Consider the following 16462-nt stretch of genomic DNA (forward strand, 5'->3'; position numbering starts at 1 on the left):
GTGAACAAACATAGAACATTGATCCGAAAAGTCCAGCTGCGGCAGGGCAGGGTCGCAATTGGGGGTGGCACCGGCGCAGGGGCTTGGCTACACAGTCGCGCAAGTACCGGAAAAGGGAAGAGAGCTGACAATGGCAAAGATCACTTACATCGAGCACAACGGCACCAGCCATGTGGTGGACGTCGCCAACGGGCTGACGGTGATGGAAGGCGCGCGCGACAACAATATTCCGGGCATCGAGGCCGATTGCGGCGGCGCCTGCGCCTGCTCGACCTGCCACGTGTACATTGCGCCGGACTGGGTTGAGAAGCTGCCCGCCAAGGACGACATGGAAGAGGATATGCTGGATTTCGCCTATGAGCCGGATCCCGCCCGCTCGCGCCTGACTTGCCAGATCAAGGTGAGCGATGCGCTGGAAGGGCTGGTGGTGCATATGCCTGAAAAGCAGATCTGATGACCGCGGGGGCGGCGGCGCGGCGTCTGATGATGCGCGCCCGGCCCCGTTCCGCCCGCCGCGCATGGCGGGCGTTGTGTTTGGGGCTGGCCTTGGCCGGCCCGTCTGTGCTGGCGGCTGAGGACAGAGTGGTCTCGGCGCGTTACGGAGAACCCACCACACGCTATGGCCATGCAGTGCTGGGTGATGACGTGGAATACGGCGCGCTGGTACTGAAGGTGGAAAACACCGGCTCCGGCGTGGTGTCCGCCAAGGCTGTCAACCAGCAATCGGAAATCCTGATCCGTCTGCCGCTGGATCATGTGTTCGAGGACATCGCACCGCGGCTGGCGGATATCGATGGCGATGGCCGCCCCGAGGTGTTGGTGGTCGAGACCGATGTGGCAGAGGGCGCCCAGCTGGCCATTTATGATGCCCGCGGCGAAAAGATTGCCGCCACCCCGCATAGGCACCCGCAACCGCTGGCTGGCACCCATTGGCGCGGCGGATCTGGATGGCGACGGGCATGTGGAAATTGCCTATGTCGACCGGCCGCATCTGGCCAAAACTTTGCGTATCTGGCGGTTCAAGAACGGTGCGCTGACTGAAGCCGCCAGCACGCCCGGGCTGACCAATCACCAGATCGGCCAGGACTTCATCACCTCCGGCATTCGCGATTGCGGGCAGGGACCGGAACTGGTGACCGCCAGTGGCGATTGGCGCAGGATCGTCGTATCCCGTCTGCAGAACGGCAGGATCACCAGCCGGGACATCGGCGGGTTCCGGCAGGGCACGGGACTGCAGGCCGCAATGGCCTGCCGCTAAGCGCTGCCCGCGACGCGCATTGCGCGGCGCCGCGCCCAACTGGGAAGGGCATCCGCAAGGATGGGCTGGAACAGGCAGGAGTGCTTGCCGCCGTTGCCGACAGGAATGACAGGCCTGTTGCGCCGCGTCCAACCCGGTTTTTGCGCGGTGTTTCATATTTATTCATCACCTTTGGTTACCTTGCCCCTGACGAGCGGCGCCAGGCGGTTAACTGTCTGGGCCGGTTTTACAGGAGACAGGCGCGTGAGCTTTACACCATATGTGTTGGGCACCGGTATCAGCGGGTGGACCTTCCTGCAGCGGACCCGCGACCAGCAGCAGGAAATTTATGAGAAGTCGCCGGTCATCGATCGGACGGTGCAGGACTTCAATCAAAAAATCACCGGGATTCAGACTGCGGACGAGTTGCTGGATGACTACAACCTGCTGACCGTGACACTGGGCGCCTTTGGTCTGGACGAGGATATCGGCAACAGAGCATTCATCAAGAAAGTGCTCGAATCCGATGTCAGCGACTCGGGCTCTTTTGTGAACCGGCTCAACGACGTCCGGTATCAGGCGCTGGCGGAAACCTTTGGCTTCAACAGTCCGGATGGCCCGACGCTTCCCACCGCCAAGGCGGGCGCTGAATTTGCCAGTGTCGCCTCGCCGGATGATTTGCTGGCAAACGGCACCCTATTGCGCAAGGCGCTCGGCAATGTTGGCCTTGAAGGCCTCGAAAATAATCAGTTCTTTCTGCAGAAAGTTCTGGAATCCGACTTGGAAGACCCGGACTCCTTTGTCAACAAGCTGAGCAATCCCAAATATACCGAGTTTGCCCAGCAATTCAGTTTCAACAAGCCGCCGGTGTATGACAACAGCATTCAGGCGCTGGTCGGGGAGTTCAACGAACATACCGACGGCCTGGCAAGCGCGGATGAGCTGCTGGAGGATGAGAACCTTCTGCAAGCTGTCATCGAGACCTTTGATCTGGAACGCACCAGCCCCGATTTCCTGCGCCGGGTTCTGAATTCAGATACCACCGATCCAGATTCCTTTGTGAACCAGCTGGAGGACACTAGGTATCTTGCGGTCTCAGAGGCCTTTGGGTTCGGCTGGCCGGATATCAATGAAATGACCGATCCGGATGAGCTGTTGTCAAACCCTGAGGTTCTGGAGCATGCGCTGGATACATTCGGCCTTTTTGGCAGGGACGAGGCTGAGCTGCGCCAGATTCTGGAATCCGATTTGTCAGACCCGAACTCCTATGTGAACCAGCCGGAAAATGCTGCCTACTATGACTTTGCTGACGCGTTCCAGAACGGCTGGCCGGATCATGTCAGCAAGATGCAGGTGTTTTCCGATGACATCACGGACAAGCTGGGCACCTTCTCCGACCCAAGGGAGCTGGTCTTTGATATAAGCTTGTTTAATGCGACGCTGGATATCTTCGGCCAGAGCAAACGGAGCCTGGATTTTGACACCGTGATCCGTGCCTTTGAATCTGACCTGTCGTCCAGCACGTCATATGCAAACTTGCATTACGACACCGGCCTGAAGGCCATGGCTCATGCGTTTTCCTTCAATGGGGGGGAAACCGGCCGGGAGTATCCTGAAGGCTTTGCCGAGCAACTTTCCGAGCTTTACACCACCCGCCAGTTTGAAATTGAGATCGGTGAGAGCGATCAGAACATGCGCCTGGCGCTGGCCTTTGAGCGCGAGCTGCAAACCGTTGCTGATGCAGGCGGCAGCGAAAACGCCCATTGGTACGGCATTATCGGTTCGCCGCCGCTGAAAACGATTTTTGAAAGCGCGCTGGCGCTGCCATCAGGTTTCGGCCAGCTGGATGTTGACAGGCAGGTGGAGGAGATGAAGGAGCGCTCGTTTGCTGCTTTTGGAACCACCCATCCTGCAGATTTTCTCGAAGCCGGGAAACTGGATGAATTCCGCAACAGGTTCTTGATGCTGGCAGATCTCAACGCGCCTTTCAACAGCGGGATCAGCGATCCGATTCTGTCGCTCTTCTGACCCGTCGGCTGCGCTTTGGCTGTGGAGCAGCAATAGTTTCGCCCGGCTCAGAAGGCCGGCGCTATAGCGCTAGGCGCATGGTGATGCCGGTCACCCTGCTGCAGCCGGGATAAGCGCCTTCTGCGGTCTTGAAAAATCCCAGCCGGTCGAAGCTGCGGTGATTTTCCACAAGTTCGACCCTCGTTAGCAACTCAAGCGCCGGCAGGCCGGGATCCCTGACTCGCTTTGCCGCCAGGTCCTCTATCTGCCTTGCCCGGCCCGATCCGTGTCGGGCCGGATCGGCTGCCAATTTGCCCAGATACAGGCGGTCCGTCTTTGATATCAGGAATATGCAAGCCGCATGCAGGCTTCTGGCGGCCCGGATCTTGCTGCCGACCAGATAGAGATCCTTCCTTAGATCCACCGTCAGCCGGTGCATGGAAGATGGCTGATCAATGCGCCCGTCGATATAGGCAAAGCTGCGCCGGGTCAGGGCCGGCACGCCGCGGATCGCCAGCCTTGACCCGGCGGGGCTGTTTCACAGCTGGGCCACCCAGAGGGCGGGCCGGAAATACTCCCGGCTGGCCAATAGCAGAAGGCAAGCGGTGCAGACAGCATGAGAAGCCGCAGAGAGGGAATGGCTAGGCATGCCGCTTTCCTGCAAGTGCCGGCCTTTGCCGCCTTGGACAGTTCTTATTGCTTCGCTGCATCCCGCTTCTGACTGAAGTCCAGAGTACCGCAATGCTCCGGTCGGGATACTGCGGGCTGGTGGAACAATACCGCCGCGCCGGGCGCATTTGCGCCCGGCCACGCCCAACTGAGACTGTCAATCTGCGATTGACCGGGAACAGGCGGGAGAGCCGCCGCCGGGACAGATGCTCAGTCCAGCGCGCGCCAGCCGATGTCGCGGCGGAAGAACCCTTGCGGCCAATCAACCCCGTCAACCATCGCATAGGCGCGGTCGCGGGCCTCCTGCAGGGTTTCACCGCGGGCGGTCACGTTCAAAACCCGGCCGCCGGCTGCCAGCACCTTGCCGTTTTCTGCCTTGGTACCGGCGTGAAAGACCATGTTGCTGCTGTCCTCGGGCAGGGCCTTCAGCCCCTTGATTTCCGACCTTTTTTGGTAAGATCCGGGATAGCCCTCAGCGGCCATTACCACCGTGATCGCATGGTCGTCGCCCCAGTTCACCTGCGCCTCAGCCAGGCGGCCCTCAGCCGCGGCGTGCATCAGGTCCAGCGCCTGCGCGCCCAGGCGCATCATCAGCACCTGGCATTCCGGATCGCCAAAGCGGACGTTGTATTCCACCAGCCGGGGCTGCCCGTCCTGGATCATCAGACCGGCATAAAGCACGCCCTGATAAGGCATGCCGCGCTCGGCCATCACCCGCATGGTGGGCTTGACGATGTCTTCCATCGCGCGGGCTTCGACTTCAGCGGACAGAACCGGGGCGGGGGAGTAGGCGCCCATGCCGCCGGTGTTGGGGCCGGTGTCGCCTTCACCCACGCGCTTGTGATCCTGGGCCGAACCGATCGCCAGTACGTCCTCACCGTCCACCAGCACAAACAAGGACGCCTCTTCGCCTTCCATGAACTCCTCGATCACCACCTCGGCGCCGGCCCCGCCAAAGGCGCCGCCGAACATGTCGTCGATGGCGGCGATGGCTTCGTCCTCGGTCATTGCGATGATCACGCCTTTGCCGGCGGCCAGCCCGTCGGCCTTGACCACAGTGGGTGCGCCGTGTTCGCGCACATGCGCCTTGGCAGCCTCTGCCTCGGTGAAATGGCCATAGCCAGCGGTGGGCGCATTCGCTGCGTCGCAGACTTCCTTGGTAAAGCTTTTGGAGGCTTCCAGCTTCGCCGCCGCCTCAGACGGGCCGAACACCAAGAGACCTGCCTCGCGCAGGCGGTCAGCCACCCCTGCAGCCAGCGGCGCTTCGGGGCCGATAATCACGAAATCAATGGCGTTTTCCTCGGCAAAACCGGCTACGGCACCGCCATCCTCGGTATCAAACGACGCGCAATCGGCGATCTGCGCGATCCCTGCGTTGCCCGGCGCCACGATCAGCTTGTCGCATTTCGGGTTCTGCATCACCGCCCAGGCCAAGCTGTGTTCGCGCCCGCCGCTGCCAAGGATAAGGATGTTCATCTGCGTCTACTCCGATCTGACTGAGCCGAGAGGCGTCCCGGTGCTGTCCGGGGCTTGCCTTGCTTGCGGCGGGTTCTATGCTGCGCGCGAATTCAAAACAAGACCAGCCGCAAGCCGCAGGAGAGCAGCCCCGCAATGTCCGATCTGTTTGATGATCCAAAACCGGGGCAGAACGCGCCCGAATTCACCGTCTCGGAACTCTCCGGCGAGGTGAAGCGCACGCTGGAGGGCACCTTCGGCCGCATCCGGGTCAAGGGTGAGGTGGGGCGTGTGTTCAAGGCGCGCTCCGGGCATTTGTACTACGATATCAAGGACGACCGCTCGGTGCTGGCATGCACCACCTGGAAAGGGCAGGTTTCCAGCCTGTCGGTGGTGCCCGAGGAGGGGCTGGAGGTGGTCGTCACCGGCCGGCTGACCGCATTCGGCGCCCAGTCCAAATACAACATGAATGTGGACGAAGTTGCGGTTGCGGGCCAGGGCGCGCTGATGGCGCTGCTGGAAAAGCGCAAAAAACAGCTGGAGGCAGAGGGGCTGTTTGCCCCGGAACGCAAAGCGCCGCTGCCATACCTTCCGCAGATCATCGGCGTGGTGACATCGCCGTCGGGCGCGGTGATCCGCGATATCCTGCACCGGTTGCGCGACCGTTTCCCGCGCAAGGTGCTGGTCTGGCCGGTGGCTGTCCAAGGACAGAACTGTGCAGGCGAAGTGGCCCGCGCCATCGAAGGTTTCAACCGTCTGACCCCTGGCGGCGCGCTGCCGCGGCCCGATCTGATCATTGTCGCCCGCGGCGGCGGCTCGATCGAGGATCTTTGGGGCTTCAACGAGGAGATCGTAGCGCGGGCTGCGGCGGCCTCGAAGATCCCGCTGATCTCGGCGGTGGGGCATGAGACGGATACCACGCTGATTGATTTTGTCTCCGACCGCCGGGCGCCGACGCCGACGGCGGCGGCGGAACTGGCGGTTCCTGTACGGCTGGAACTGATGGCCTGGGCCGAGACCCAGGGCGCGCGGCTCACCCGCGCCGCAGGCCAGGCGGTGCAGCAGCGGCGCCAGCGGCTGAATGATCTGGCCCGCGCGCTGCCCAAGCCCGACACGTTGCTGGAAACCCCGCGCCAGCGGCTCGACCGGATTTCCGACCGGCTGCCGGGCGCGCTGATCTCCGGTGTGCAGCGCCGCCGGGTGTATCTGAGTGAAACAGCTGCCAGCTTACGCCCCGCCACCCTGCGCCAATTGGTGCAAGGCCGCCGCGACCGGCTGCAAAACCTGTCCTCCCGCCTGACCCTGCGCCCGATCCAGCGCGAGATCACAGCCCGCAAGGACGCGCTGGGCCGTCTGGCGCAGCGGCTGGATGCGGCACAGTCGCTGCGTCTCGACCGCCAGCGCCAAAACCTCTCTGCCGCAGGCCGCCAGCTGGAGATCCTAAGCTACAAATCCACGCTGGAGCGCGGCTATGCGGTGGTGCGTTCGGGCGCCGGGATCCTCACCACCAAGGCCGCTGCGGCCAAGGCCGGCCCGTTGCAGATCGAATTTGCCGACGGCATGCTGGACCTGGAGGAGGGCATCGCGGATCCTGGTTCCCTGACCGCTGCAGCGAAACCGTCCGGCGGCGGTCAGGGCTCGCTGTTCTAGCTTCTTTCTGGTCTGAAATACCCAGCCCGCCTCAGACACCGGCGTCCGGGCCGTAGCACAGCATTTCCTCGCCGATGTCTTCGGCCTCGTATAATTCGGTCGAGGCCGGGTCATCCTCAAACCGGGCAGTCAGCCCGCCGGGGGTGATTTCAAAGCTCCAGCACTGCGGATCGCCCCGGTTTTCATAGACAAAACAGATCCGGCCTGCGTCCTCGTACCAGCTGCCCTCCTGGCATCTGCCGTCCAGAAAGGACCAGACCACCCGCCGCCCGGGCAGATAGCGCTCTACCCCGTACATACTGCCGCCAAAGCCATAAAACAGGGTGCGGCCCTGAGTGTAGCGGTCGAATTGGTCGGCGTTCAGCGGCTCGGCAGCACGCAACGGCCCATTGAGGGCGGCAACCAGGGGAATCAGCATCAGGCAGCGCATGGGGTCACTGTGCCAGAGTGTCCGGGTCCCGGCCAAGGGAAACACGCCGGCTGCAAATACGGGCAGCAAACGGGCCGTAAAGCGGAGCGGCGCTGCCAGGCTCCCGTTTGGTCACCTTTGACCCGGCGGCTGTCTTGCGGCCAACTGATGCAAACGGGCAGGGAGACAGGGCCATGATGATGCAAGTGGCGGCGGCAGGGGCAGCGCTCTGCGCCGCCGGGTATTTGGGTCTGACCGCGCAGCCGCCCGGTATTCTGCGCAGCCTGGCAAAGACCGCAGCGGTTGCGCTTCTGGCGCTTGGCGCCGGGCTGGCAGGGGCACCGCTGCTGCTGGTGCTGGCGCTTGGTCTTTGCGCGCTGGGGGATCTTTTTCTGTCGCGCGACGGCGAAAGCGCCTTCATGGCGGGCGTGGGGGCCTTTGCCGCAGGGCATCTGGCTTATGCGGCGCTGTTCCTGACCCGTCCGGACAGTGATCCATCCGGTCTCCTGCACATGCCGGCTGCGCTGATCGCTGCCGGGTTGCTGGTGCTTGGCCTGATCATGACGCAGGTTCTGGCACCGCGGGCGGGCGCGCTGAAGGGGCCGGTACTGGCCTATATCCCGATCATCCTGGGCATGGGTGCCGCGGCGCTGACGCTTCCGTTTGGCACCTGGGTCTTTGCCGCGGCTTGTGCCTTCATGCTGTCGGACATGATCCTGGCGGCGGAAACCTTTGTCCTGAGCGCAGAGCACCCGCTGCGGCGGATCACGCCATATGCGGTCTGGGTGCTGTATTGGGGGGCGCAAGCCGGGTTTCTGGCTGCATTTTCCTGAACCCGGCGGCGCCTTGCGCTTTGCACTCCGGGTAAATCCGCATTAGGTGGGGGGCAGACCCTTTTGCGGAGACCAAGATGGCGTTTTTCTCAAAGCTCAAGGAGCGGCTGTTCAAATCCTCCTCCAAGCTCGAGCAGGGGCTCGATGCGATTGTCGAGGAGGGGGCGGAGGACAGTGCAGCCGAGGCGCTGGAAGCACTGACAGACACACCGGCTGTCACGCCTGAACAGCCCGCCCCGGCGCCTGTGCCGCATCCGGCGCCGCAACAACCGGAACCTGAGCCGCAACCGGCGCCTGAGCCCGCTCCGCAGCCTGCCGCCGCACCTGAACCGGCACCCGCAGCGGACCCTGAGCCACAGAAAAAGTCCCCGGGCCTTCTGGGCCGTCTTATGGGCCGCAGTGCTGTTGCCGAACCGCGCCGGGCGCTGGATGACGGCATGCTGGAGCAGCTGGAAGAGCTGCTGATTGCTGCTGACATGGGGGTGGATACGGCACTGCGCGTGACCGCTAACCTGGCCGAGGGGCGGATGGGCAAGAAGGTGTCCTCCCGCGAGATCAAGGAACTGCTGGCGCAGGAAGTTGCGCGCATCATGGAGCCGGTGGCCAAACCGCTGCCGATCTATGCAAAGCGCCCGCAGGTGGTGCTGGTGGTCGGGGTCAACGGCTCCGGCAAGACGACCACCATCGGCAAGCTGGCCAGCCAGTTCAAAGGTGCCGGCAAGAAGGTGGTGATTGCCGCAGGCGACACATTCCGCGCCGCGGCGGTGGAACAATTGCAGGTCTGGGGCGACCGTGCGGGCGTGCCGGTGCTGACAGCACCCGAAGGCTCCGACCCGGCCTCGCTGGCGTTTGATGCGATGACACGCGCGCAGGAAGACGGCGCAGACCTCCTGATGATCGACACCGCCGGCCGGCTGCAGAACCGGGCCGATCTGATGGAAGAGCTGTCGAAAATTGTCCGGGTGATCCGCAAGAAGGATGAAACAGCACCGCATAACACCCTGCTGGTGCTGGATGCGACCACTGGCCAGAACGCGCTGAGCCAGGTGGGTACCTTCCAGAAACTGGCGGATGTCTCAGGCCTGGTGATGACCAAGCTGGACGGCACCGCCAAGGGCGGCGTGCTGGTGGCGCTGGCGGACAAGTTCGGCCTGCCGATCCACGCCATCGGTGTGGGTGAGCAGATCGACGACCTCGCCCCCTTCGATCCCGGGGAGTTCGCCGCCGCTCTGACCGGTTTGGAAAAGTCCTGATCCATTTCTTCCTCTGGCCGGAAGTATCCTCCGGGGGACCGGGGGTGGAAAACCCCCGGCGCCTTCCTCCAGCGCAAAGGCGGCTGATTTGAGCGAGTGGCTGATCTCCCTGGAAGGCACCGAGGCCGGGCACCAGGCAGCGCTGTTTCTGGCCATCTGGGCCGCATTCCTGCATGCGGTCTTCGGCGCGCTGCAGAAGGGTCGGCATGATCCCTGGCTGTCGCGCGGGGCGATTGATTTTTCCTACTGCGTGATGGCGGCGCCCTTTGCGCTGTTTGTGGTGCCTTGGCCGGAGCCGCATATGTGGCTGATCTTCGCTGTCGCCTGGGTGATCCACGTCTTTTACAAACTGTTCCAGGCGCTGGCCTACACCAAGGGCAGCTACACCGTGGTCTACCCGGTGGTGCGCGGGACCGGGCCGCTGTTCACGGTGATCGGTTCCTTTTTCCTGTTCGGCGAGCTGTTCACCCCGGTGCAATGGCTGGGGGTGGCGGTGCTGCTGGCCGGGATCTTCGGTCTGGCGGGGTACAACTACCGCTACCTGACGGTGAACCGCGACACGCTGGTGCCGGCGCTGGTGCTGGCGGTGATCACTGGGTTGTTTGTGGCGGGCTACACCACATATGACGCCTATGGCATCCGGGCGACCGCGGATCCGTTCACCTTTCTGGCGTGGTTCTTCATGATCGACGGGCTGGTGTTTCCGGTGATTGCCTTTACCCGCTGGCGGCGAATGCCCGCGCCGCCGGCACCTGGGCCGCTGATGGTCCGTGGCTTCTTTGGCGGGCTGCTCGCCTTTGCGTCCTTTGGTGCGATCATGCTGGCCACAAGGCTGGACAAGGTCGGGGAGGCGGCGGTGCTGCGCGAGACCTCCACCGTGTTTGCCGCCCTCATCGGCTGGCTGGTGCTGAAGGAAACCGTGGGGCCGCGCCGGATTGCCTTGATGGCTTTGATCGCGCTGGGCGCCGTGATAGTGGAAATTGGCGGCTGAGACCGCGCGCAGAACTGACAGGAGGCCCCATGGCCGCAAAGAAGATCAACCCGACCCTGAAGATGCTGTTGGAATTGGGCCCGATTGTCATCTTTTTCATCGGATATCTGAAGCTGAAGGATGAGGTGTTTCTGATCAGCGGCCATGAGTACAAGGGCTTTATCGTGATCACCGCGGCGTTTATTCCGCTGATGGTGGCGTCCACGCTCGCCCTGTGGAAGCTGACCGGGCATCTGTCGCGGATGCAATTCGCGACCCTGGTGCTGGTGGTGCTGTTCGGCGGCATGTCGGTGTGGTTCAACGACGACCGGTTCATCAAGATGAAGCCGACGATGCTGTATCTGCTGTTCGGCGGGCTTCTGGGCATCGGTCTTATGCGCGGGCAAAGCTGGCTGAAGGTGGTGATGGAGGAAGTCATGCCGCTGCAGCAGGAGGGCTGGATGATCCTGACCCGGCGGCTGTGCGTTTTTTTCTTTGGCCTGGCGGTGGCAAACGAGCTGATCTGGCGGACCCAAAGCACCGACACCTGGGTCTATTTCAAAACCTTCGGCCTGCCGGTGGCGATGTTTGCCTTCTTCATGATGCAGGGGCAGCTGTTGCAGAAATTCGGGATCGAGGAAGAGGCCGGACCAGCGGAGTAATCTGCGGCTGACAGGGGCGGGCTCCCGCGCCTTTGCCCCTCATCCAGGATGAGGCGCAAAGCCTTGGGCCGGGCAGCGCACCTGCGCTGCGCTGCGGCATCGCTTCTTTCTGGTCTTAAATACCCGCGCCGCAGGCGCCCTTTTTGCATCAATTGCCAAACAACACCTGCTGCGCCTTGGTGTCCGAGCGGTCGCCGCGTAGCTCTGCATGCAGCGCCCGGCCCGCTACCACACCAGGGCGGGACCACATCAGCTCCAGCCAGCGGGCGAGATGCGGTTTGTCCTCCACTACCTGCTGCTGGCCTTCCCACAGCGAGGCCCAGGGCCAGACCGCCATATCGGCAATTGTGCAGTCCGGTCCCGCCACATACTCATTCTCCGCCAGCTGCCGGTCCAGAACTCCGTAAAGGCGGGCCACCTCGTTCCGGTAGCGGTCTTTGGCATAGGGCAGATCCTCGGGCGCGTATTTCAGGAAATGGTGCGCCTGGCCCGCCATCGGCCCGACCCCGCCCATCTGCCACATCAGCCATTGGTCCACTGCCAGCCGGGCGCGTTCATCCGCGCCATAGAACTGCCCGGTCTTGCGGGCGAGATACTGCAGAATGGCGCCGCTTTCGAACAGGGAAACCGGTGCGCCGCCGGGGCCGTCCGGGTCGATGATCGCAGGCATCCGGTTGTTGGGGGAGATGTTCAGAAACTCCGGCGCGAATTGGCCGCCGTTGCCAATGTCGATCAGCGTGGCCTGGTAAGGCAGGCCCATCTCCTCCAGGGCAATGGAGATTTTCCAGCCGTTCGGCGTTGGCCAGTAATACAGCTGGATCGGCTCCCGCATGGTCGTCCTCCGTCAGATGCCCGGCCACTGGAGCACGGGCAGCGGTGGTGAGGCAAGAGGCGCCGCCGCTCACTTCCGTGTGACTGGGCGAGACGCTGCCGCTTGACCGAATCCCGCAATATGCGTAAAGCCCGGACATCACATCGTGGCGATTTGTTACCGGATTGCGGGCCACGTTAAACACTCCCGCTAAAGAGGTCAGGACGTGAAGGACCCCCTTTCGCTTGGCCGATTGGGGTTTTTTTATGCGCGACAGGCGCGAGGAGACAGAAGATGAGCGACAACTGGAACAGCCGCACCAAGCTGGTTCACGCAGGTACCCGCCGCAGCCAGTACAACGAGGTGAGCGAAGCGATCTTCCTGACCCAGGGCTTTGTCTACGAGAGTGCCGAGCAGGCCGAGGCGCGGTTCATCGAGACCGGCCCGGATGAGTTCATCTATGCCCGCTACGGCAACCCGACCGTCGATATGTTCGAAAAGCGCATAGCAGCGCTGGAAGGGGCTGAGGACGCCTTTGCCACTGCTTCCGGCATGGCGGCGGTCAACGGCGCGCTGACCTCGCTGGTGAAAGCGGGCGATCACATCGTGTCGGCCAAGGCGCTGTTCGGATCCTGCAACTATATCCTGGCGGATGTTCTTGGCCGCTTCGGGGTCGAGGTAACCTTTATCGACGGCACTGATCTGGATGCCTGGCGGCAGGCCGTGCGCCCGGACACCAAGGCGGTGTTTTTCGAGTCCATGTCGAACCCGACGCTGGAGGTGATCGATATTGCCGCGGTTGCAAAGATCGCCCATGCAGCAGGCGCGACGGTGGTGGTGGACAACGTGTTCTCGACACCGGTGTTTTCCCGTGCGATCGAACAGGGCGCCGATGTGGTGATCTATTCCGCAACCAAGCATATCGACGGCCAGGGCCGGGCGCTTGGCGGGGTGGTGCTGGGCACCAAGGATTTCATCCGCGGCACGCTGGAACCCTATATGAAGCACACCGGCGGCAGTCTCAGCCCGTTCAATGCCTGGGTGATGCTGAAGGGGCTCGAAACCATTGACCTGCGGGTCAACGCCCAGGCGGACAGCGCCCTGAAAATCGCCGAAGCGCTGGACGGCCATGCAGCGCTGGAGCGTACCATCTATCCGGGTCTGAAGGGTCACGCGCAGAACGCATTGGTGCAGGCTCAGCTGGGCGGCAAGGGCGGCACCGTGCTGTCGCTGGACCTGAAGGGGGGCAAGGACGCGGCGTTCAAGTTCCTGAACGCAATGACCATCCCGGTGATCTCCAACAATCTGGGCGATGCCAAATCCATCGCCACCCACCCGGCTACCACCACCCACCAGCGCCTCAGCGATGAGCTGAAGGCGGAGCTGGGCATCACGCCCGGCCTGGTGCGCTTTTCGGTCGGGCTGGAGGACGCGGAAGACCTGATCGCCGACCTGAAAGCGGCGCTGGAGGCGGCGCAGGGCTGAGGCGCGCACCCGCCGTCTGCTTCTTTCTGGTGGAAGAAATCTACCGTGTTGCTTTGGTCGATACTTAGCCCCCACGCCAGCATGGGCAAAGAGCGTTTAGACATCGAGTGCCGGAACGCTCTTTGCCCATGAGATTTTCAGCAAAAGCAGCTGTTCGTCTTTCGCGCAGCGGAAACAACGTGAGAGCCGATGTCGTTGAAAAACCCGTTGTTTTTGGCGGCATACCCGGGGTTATGGACCTGATTTCCTGGAGTAATCTGTGGTTGCACCGCTCTTTTTACGCAGCGGCAGGCACTATTGGCTTCAGTTTGGCCGGTTTCCTGAGGTTCTGGGCGGTGGCTGCTAAGGTGAACTCGTCCTGGACGCCACATGGGCCTCGTAGCCGGAGCCGCCCCAGCCCGAGGATGCGTTTGAGGTGCGCGAAGAGCATTTCGACCTTCTGACGCCGCCTCTGGGCGGTCGGGTTGTAGCCGGAGGCCGTGCAGAGCCGGGCGAAGTCTCTCACGATCTCATATTTGTCTCGATTGATGCTGCGCGTTGCAGTGTCGGGGCAGCATTTTTGCTTCGATAGGCAGGTCTGGCTGTCGAGTTTTGAGCTGCGGTACTGGCGGCGGCCGGGCTTGGGGTTGTGTCTTCTGGGATCAGAATAATTTCGCCGGGTGTGGCGCAGTTCTTTACCTTCCGGGCAGATGTAGCGGTCATTTTCTTCGTCCCATGTGAAGTCGGATCGCGACCGGATGCCATCCTTGCGCTTTGAATGATCAAAGACCGGAATGAACGGGAGTATCTTCCGCTTGAGCGTCAGCCAAACCAGATTATCAGATGAGCCATAGGCGGTGTCCGCTGCGGCCCGATCAGGCTTCAGGCCAAAGCGCTCTTCCGTCCGGCCGGTCATCTTGCGCATGGCACCCGCCTCTGCCTGCCGGATCGAGCGGCTGGCATCCACGTCAAGAATGATCCCATGATCCGTGTCGATCAGGTAATTGTCTGAATAGGCAAAGAATGCAGGTCCTTTGCGAGCCGCGGTCCATTGGCTGGCGGGATCGGCATGTGCCGTGAACTTGGGTGTTGTCTCACCGGCCGCACCGAATGCTGCGTCATCGAGAGTGTCGAGATACTCGCGCACCGCCCGTGATATATCATTGGGATCGATCTCCCTGGCCACCCATTCTTCGGGATTGCTGGAGTTCTGCTTCTGAACATCCGCAACAATCAGGCTGGCATCCACGGCGACCCCCTGGCCACCGACAAGCCCTTCCGGCACGCATCTTTCAACAGTCGTCTCAAAAACATGACGCAGCAGATCACTGTCGCGGAAGCGACCGTGCCGGTTCTTGGAGAATGCCGAGTGATCCGGGATGCGGTCAGTCAGATCAAGGCGGCAAAACCAGCGACAGGCCAGGTTCAGATGCACCTCTTCGCAAAGCCGCCGTTCGGATCGGATGCCAAAGCAGTAGCCAACCACAAGCATGCGGATCATTGGTTCAGGATCGGCCGATGGCCGGCCCGTGCGGCTGTAGAAACCCGCCAGATGACCCCGGATGCCGCTCAGATCGAGATGCCGGTCAATCGATCGCAGCAGATGATCCTACGGGACATGCTCCTCCAGAGAGAAGTCGTAAAAGAGTTCGGCCTGCGCCGCCTGCCTCGGTCCCGTCATCGCCAACCCTCCCGCTTAATGCGGATATTGAATCAGCCACTTAATCGCCGATCAAGTAGGAGTTTTTCAACGACATCGGCCAATTATTGACCGATGCTGTTCGCAACTGAGATTTTTGCGTGGCTTGCGGAAGTCGCTCATATGTATCCGGCCTTTTTGTCGGCTCGCGGGCCGTTGCCACTGTGGGTTACGAACGCGCCTTGGTCTCATTACTGTCCGGATCTGTGACGACCCAATTGGCTCTCAGACTTTGGGGGCGTCGTTTCTCCGTTCCAAGCTATTCTCCTTCGCGAACTTCGGTGACCCTTTAGGCGCTTCAAATTGCGCCCAGAGGCTCATTCCTGTTTGGCTCACAGGTTGAGCCATAGCGCAAAACACTCCATGCGGTGCGGGCCAGTTTGTTAGCCAAGGCAACGGCGGCCTTGTTATGCGGCATGCGGCCGACAGCGCTTCTTAACCAAGGTTCAAAGTCCAAAGCATCCCAGCGATGAGGGCGCATCAGGATGACATTGGCGGCCTGAACGAGCAGCATTCGCAAATAGCCATTGCCGCGCTTGCTGATCCGACCAAGGATTGTTCTCCCACCAGTACTGAATTGGCGCGGCACGAGACCGACCTAATCGGCAAAGTCCCGGCCGCGGTCAAACACGTCGCCCTGGCCAATTGCCGCGACTATCGCAGTCGAGATCAGGCGGCCGATCCCCGGGATGGTCATAATGTTGGCGCTGTTCTCCTCCGACCGGCCGATCTCTTCTATTTCCGATGAGATCGCCTTGATCCTTTCGTCGATCCAGAGCCAGTCGCCATAGAGCCCCAGGAGGGTGGTGCGCATCCGCGGTGAGATTTCTGCCCGCCGGTTTTCAAGGATCGCCTCAAACGAACTCTGCAGTGCATGTCTTCCAGCGCGCACGGTGATGCCTTGCTCAATCAAGAACGCCCGGATCTGATTGCTTGTCGCGGCGCGCCACAAGCCTGGAGCGCACGCGGTGCAGCGCTTGCAGGTCCAACTGATATTGGCTCTTTTCGGCAACCGTGCGCAAGTTCGGCCTCATCGCCGCCTCTGCAATCGCTTCCGCGTCGTTGTAGTCGTTCTTCTGGCCCTTCTTGAAGGGCTTGACGTAAATCGCCGGGATGATCCGAGGCTCGAAACCAAGCTCTCGCAACATACGACTGACAAAATGAGCGCTCATACAAGCCTCCATGCCGACGACGCATCGCGGAAGCTTTCAAAGTTCGGCTTCAGCGCTGACCGTTTAATCTTCTTGCGTAAAACACGCTCGCCAGCATGATCAAAACCAACGAGATGGAAGGTTTCCTTCCCGACATCGACGCCGATGAGCCGTCGTCGCCTGAAAACCAAA

At 61.9% G+C, this 16462-nt stretch carries 14 protein-coding genes, 2 pseudogenes and 1 riboswitch; of the genes and pseudogenes, 10 read left to right on the forward strand and 6 right to left on the reverse strand.

Annotation, left to right across the window (positions count from 1 at the left end):
* The first annotated feature begins 130 nt into the window (after nt 1–130).
* The 4 genes from ETW24_RS06775 to ETW24_RS06785 all read left to right on the forward strand — a co-directional run bounded on the left by ETW24_RS06775 (nt 131) and on the right by ETW24_RS06785 (nt 3265).
* The gene (locus tag ETW24_RS06775) at nt 131–454 is read left to right on the forward strand and encodes a 2Fe-2S iron-sulfur cluster-binding protein (RefSeq protein ID WP_129370324.1); all 324 of its coding nucleotides are present in this window, start codon (nt 131–133) and stop codon (nt 452–454) included.
* Entirely contained in the window at nt 454–1041 is a 588-nt protein-coding gene (locus ETW24_RS06780; RefSeq protein ID WP_368075947.1) for a hypothetical protein, read from the forward strand. Before ETW24_RS06775 ends, ETW24_RS06780 begins: the two co-directional genes overlap by 1 nt.
* Nucleotides 1004–1258, forward strand: coding sequence for a hypothetical protein (locus tag ETW24_RS25185; RefSeq protein WP_368075948.1), 255 nt, complete (start codon nt 1004–1006; stop codon nt 1256–1258). The genes ETW24_RS06780 and ETW24_RS25185 overlap by 38 nt, the downstream gene beginning before the upstream one ends.
* A gap of 243 nt (nt 1259–1501) precedes the next feature.
* Nucleotides 1502–3265: a DUF1217 domain-containing protein gene (locus tag ETW24_RS06785; protein WP_129370325.1), complete on the forward strand. Its 1764-nt coding sequence runs from the start codon at nt 1502–1504 to the stop codon at nt 3263–3265.
* Nucleotides 3266–3326: 61 nt separating this feature from the next.
* Here the strand turns inward: ETW24_RS06785 and ETW24_RS06790 are convergent, their stop codons facing one another.
* Both ETW24_RS06790 and purD read right to left on the reverse strand, forming a co-directional pair.
* Complete coding sequence (locus ETW24_RS06790) at nt 3327–3746, reverse strand: N-acetyltransferase (RefSeq protein WP_254695719.1); 420 nt, start codon at nt 3744–3746, stop codon at nt 3327–3329.
* A 377-nt stretch (nt 3747–4123) separates the two neighbouring features.
* Nucleotides 4124–5389: a phosphoribosylamine--glycine ligase gene (gene purD, locus ETW24_RS06795; protein ID WP_129370327.1), complete on the reverse strand. Its 1266-nt coding sequence runs from the start codon at nt 5387–5389 to the stop codon at nt 4124–4126.
* 135 nt (nt 5390–5524) lie between these two features.
* On the opposite strand from purD, the gene xseA reads away from it, so the two are divergent.
* Complete coding sequence (gene xseA / locus ETW24_RS06800; protein ID WP_129370328.1) at nt 5525–7018, forward strand: exodeoxyribonuclease VII large subunit; 1494 nt, start codon at nt 5525–5527, stop codon at nt 7016–7018.
* 31 nt (nt 7019–7049) lie between these two features.
* Here the strand turns inward: xseA and ETW24_RS06805 are convergent, their stop codons facing one another.
* Nucleotides 7050–7436 carry a hypothetical protein gene (locus tag ETW24_RS06805; RefSeq protein ID WP_441328131.1) on the reverse strand — a complete coding sequence of 129 codons (387 nt, stop codon included), beginning with the start codon at nt 7434–7436 and terminating at the stop codon, nt 7050–7052.
* A 191-nt stretch (nt 7437–7627) separates the two neighbouring features.
* On the opposite strand from ETW24_RS06805, the gene ETW24_RS06810 reads away from it, so the two are divergent.
* From ETW24_RS06810 to ETW24_RS06825, 4 genes are all read left to right on the forward strand, one after another.
* Complete coding sequence (locus ETW24_RS06810) at nt 7628–8260, forward strand: lysoplasmalogenase (RefSeq protein WP_441328136.1); 633 nt, start codon at nt 7628–7630, stop codon at nt 8258–8260.
* Between the two features lie 77 nt (nt 8261–8337).
* The gene (gene ftsY / locus ETW24_RS06815; protein ID WP_129370330.1) at nt 8338–9513 is read left to right on the forward strand and encodes a signal recognition particle-docking protein FtsY; all 1176 of its coding nucleotides are present in this window, start codon (nt 8338–8340) and stop codon (nt 9511–9513) included.
* Between the two features lie 88 nt (nt 9514–9601).
* On the forward strand, nt 9602–10504 hold the full coding sequence (locus ETW24_RS06820; RefSeq protein WP_129370331.1) for a DMT family transporter: 903 nt from the start codon (nt 9602–9604) through the stop codon (nt 10502–10504).
* Nucleotides 10505–10533: 29 nt separating this feature from the next.
* A complete protein-coding gene (locus ETW24_RS06825) occupies nt 10534–11145 on the forward strand; it encodes an inner membrane-spanning protein YciB (RefSeq protein ID WP_129370332.1) in 612 nt (203 codons plus the stop codon).
* A 148-nt stretch (nt 11146–11293) separates the two neighbouring features.
* Here ETW24_RS06825 and ETW24_RS06830 read toward each other — a convergent pair whose 3' ends face one another.
* Entirely contained in the window at nt 11294–11977 is a 684-nt protein-coding gene (locus tag ETW24_RS06830; protein ID WP_129370333.1) for a glutathione S-transferase N-terminal domain-containing protein, read from the reverse strand.
* A gap of 135 nt (nt 11978–12112) precedes the next feature.
* Nucleotides 12113–12191, forward strand: a riboswitch (SAM riboswitch).
* 59 nt (nt 12192–12250) lie between these two features.
* Between ETW24_RS06830 and metZ the strand changes: the two genes are divergently transcribed.
* Nucleotides 12251–13441 carry an O-succinylhomoserine sulfhydrylase gene (gene metZ / locus ETW24_RS06835; RefSeq protein WP_129370334.1) on the forward strand — a complete coding sequence of 397 codons (1191 nt, stop codon included), beginning with the start codon at nt 12251–12253 and terminating at the stop codon, nt 13439–13441.
* A gap of 277 nt (nt 13442–13718) precedes the next feature.
* On the opposite strand, the pseudogene ETW24_RS06840 reads toward metZ, so the two are convergent.
* Nucleotides 13719–15101: pseudogene (locus tag ETW24_RS06840) on the reverse strand (transposase).
* Between the two features lie 316 nt (nt 15102–15417).
* Nucleotides 15418–16461 (reverse strand): annotated as a pseudogene (locus tag ETW24_RS06845) (IS110 family transposase).
* Nucleotide 16462: the final 1 nt, after the last annotated feature.

It is taken from the genome of Leisingera sp. NJS204 (assembly GCF_004123675.1).
GTDB lineage: Bacteria > Pseudomonadota > Alphaproteobacteria > Rhodobacterales > Rhodobacteraceae > Leisingera.

Excerpts from the sequence above, each read along its gene's own strand:
- ETW24_RS06775 (WP_129370324.1), top strand. The coding sequence starts at position 131 with ATGGCAAAGATCACTTACATCGAGCACAACGGCACCAGCCATGTGGTG.
- ETW24_RS06780 (WP_368075947.1), top strand. The coding sequence starts at position 454 with ATGACCGCGGGGGCGGCGGCGCGGCGTCTGATGATGCGCGCCCGGCCC.
- purD (WP_129370327.1), bottom strand. The coding sequence starts at position 5,389 with ATGAACATCCTTATCCTTGGCAGCGGCGGGCGCGAACACAGCTTGGCC.
- xseA (WP_129370328.1), top strand. The coding sequence starts at position 5,525 with ATGTCCGATCTGTTTGATGATCCAAAACCGGGGCAGAACGCGCCCGAA.
- ETW24_RS06805 (WP_441328131.1), bottom strand. The coding sequence starts at position 7,436 with ATGCTGATTCCCCTGGTTGCCGCCCTCAATGGGCCGTTGCGTGCTGCC.
- ETW24_RS06810 (WP_441328136.1), top strand. The coding sequence starts at position 7,628 with ATGCAAGTGGCGGCGGCAGGGGCAGCGCTCTGCGCCGCCGGGTATTTG.
- ftsY (WP_129370330.1), top strand. The coding sequence starts at position 8,338 with ATGGCGTTTTTCTCAAAGCTCAAGGAGCGGCTGTTCAAATCCTCCTCC.
- ETW24_RS06825 (WP_129370332.1), top strand. The coding sequence starts at position 10,534 with ATGGCCGCAAAGAAGATCAACCCGACCCTGAAGATGCTGTTGGAATTG.
- ETW24_RS06830 (WP_129370333.1), bottom strand. The coding sequence starts at position 11,977 with ATGCGGGAGCCGATCCAGCTGTATTACTGGCCAACGCCGAACGGCTGG.
- metZ (WP_129370334.1), top strand. The coding sequence starts at position 12,251 with ATGAGCGACAACTGGAACAGCCGCACCAAGCTGGTTCACGCAGGTACC.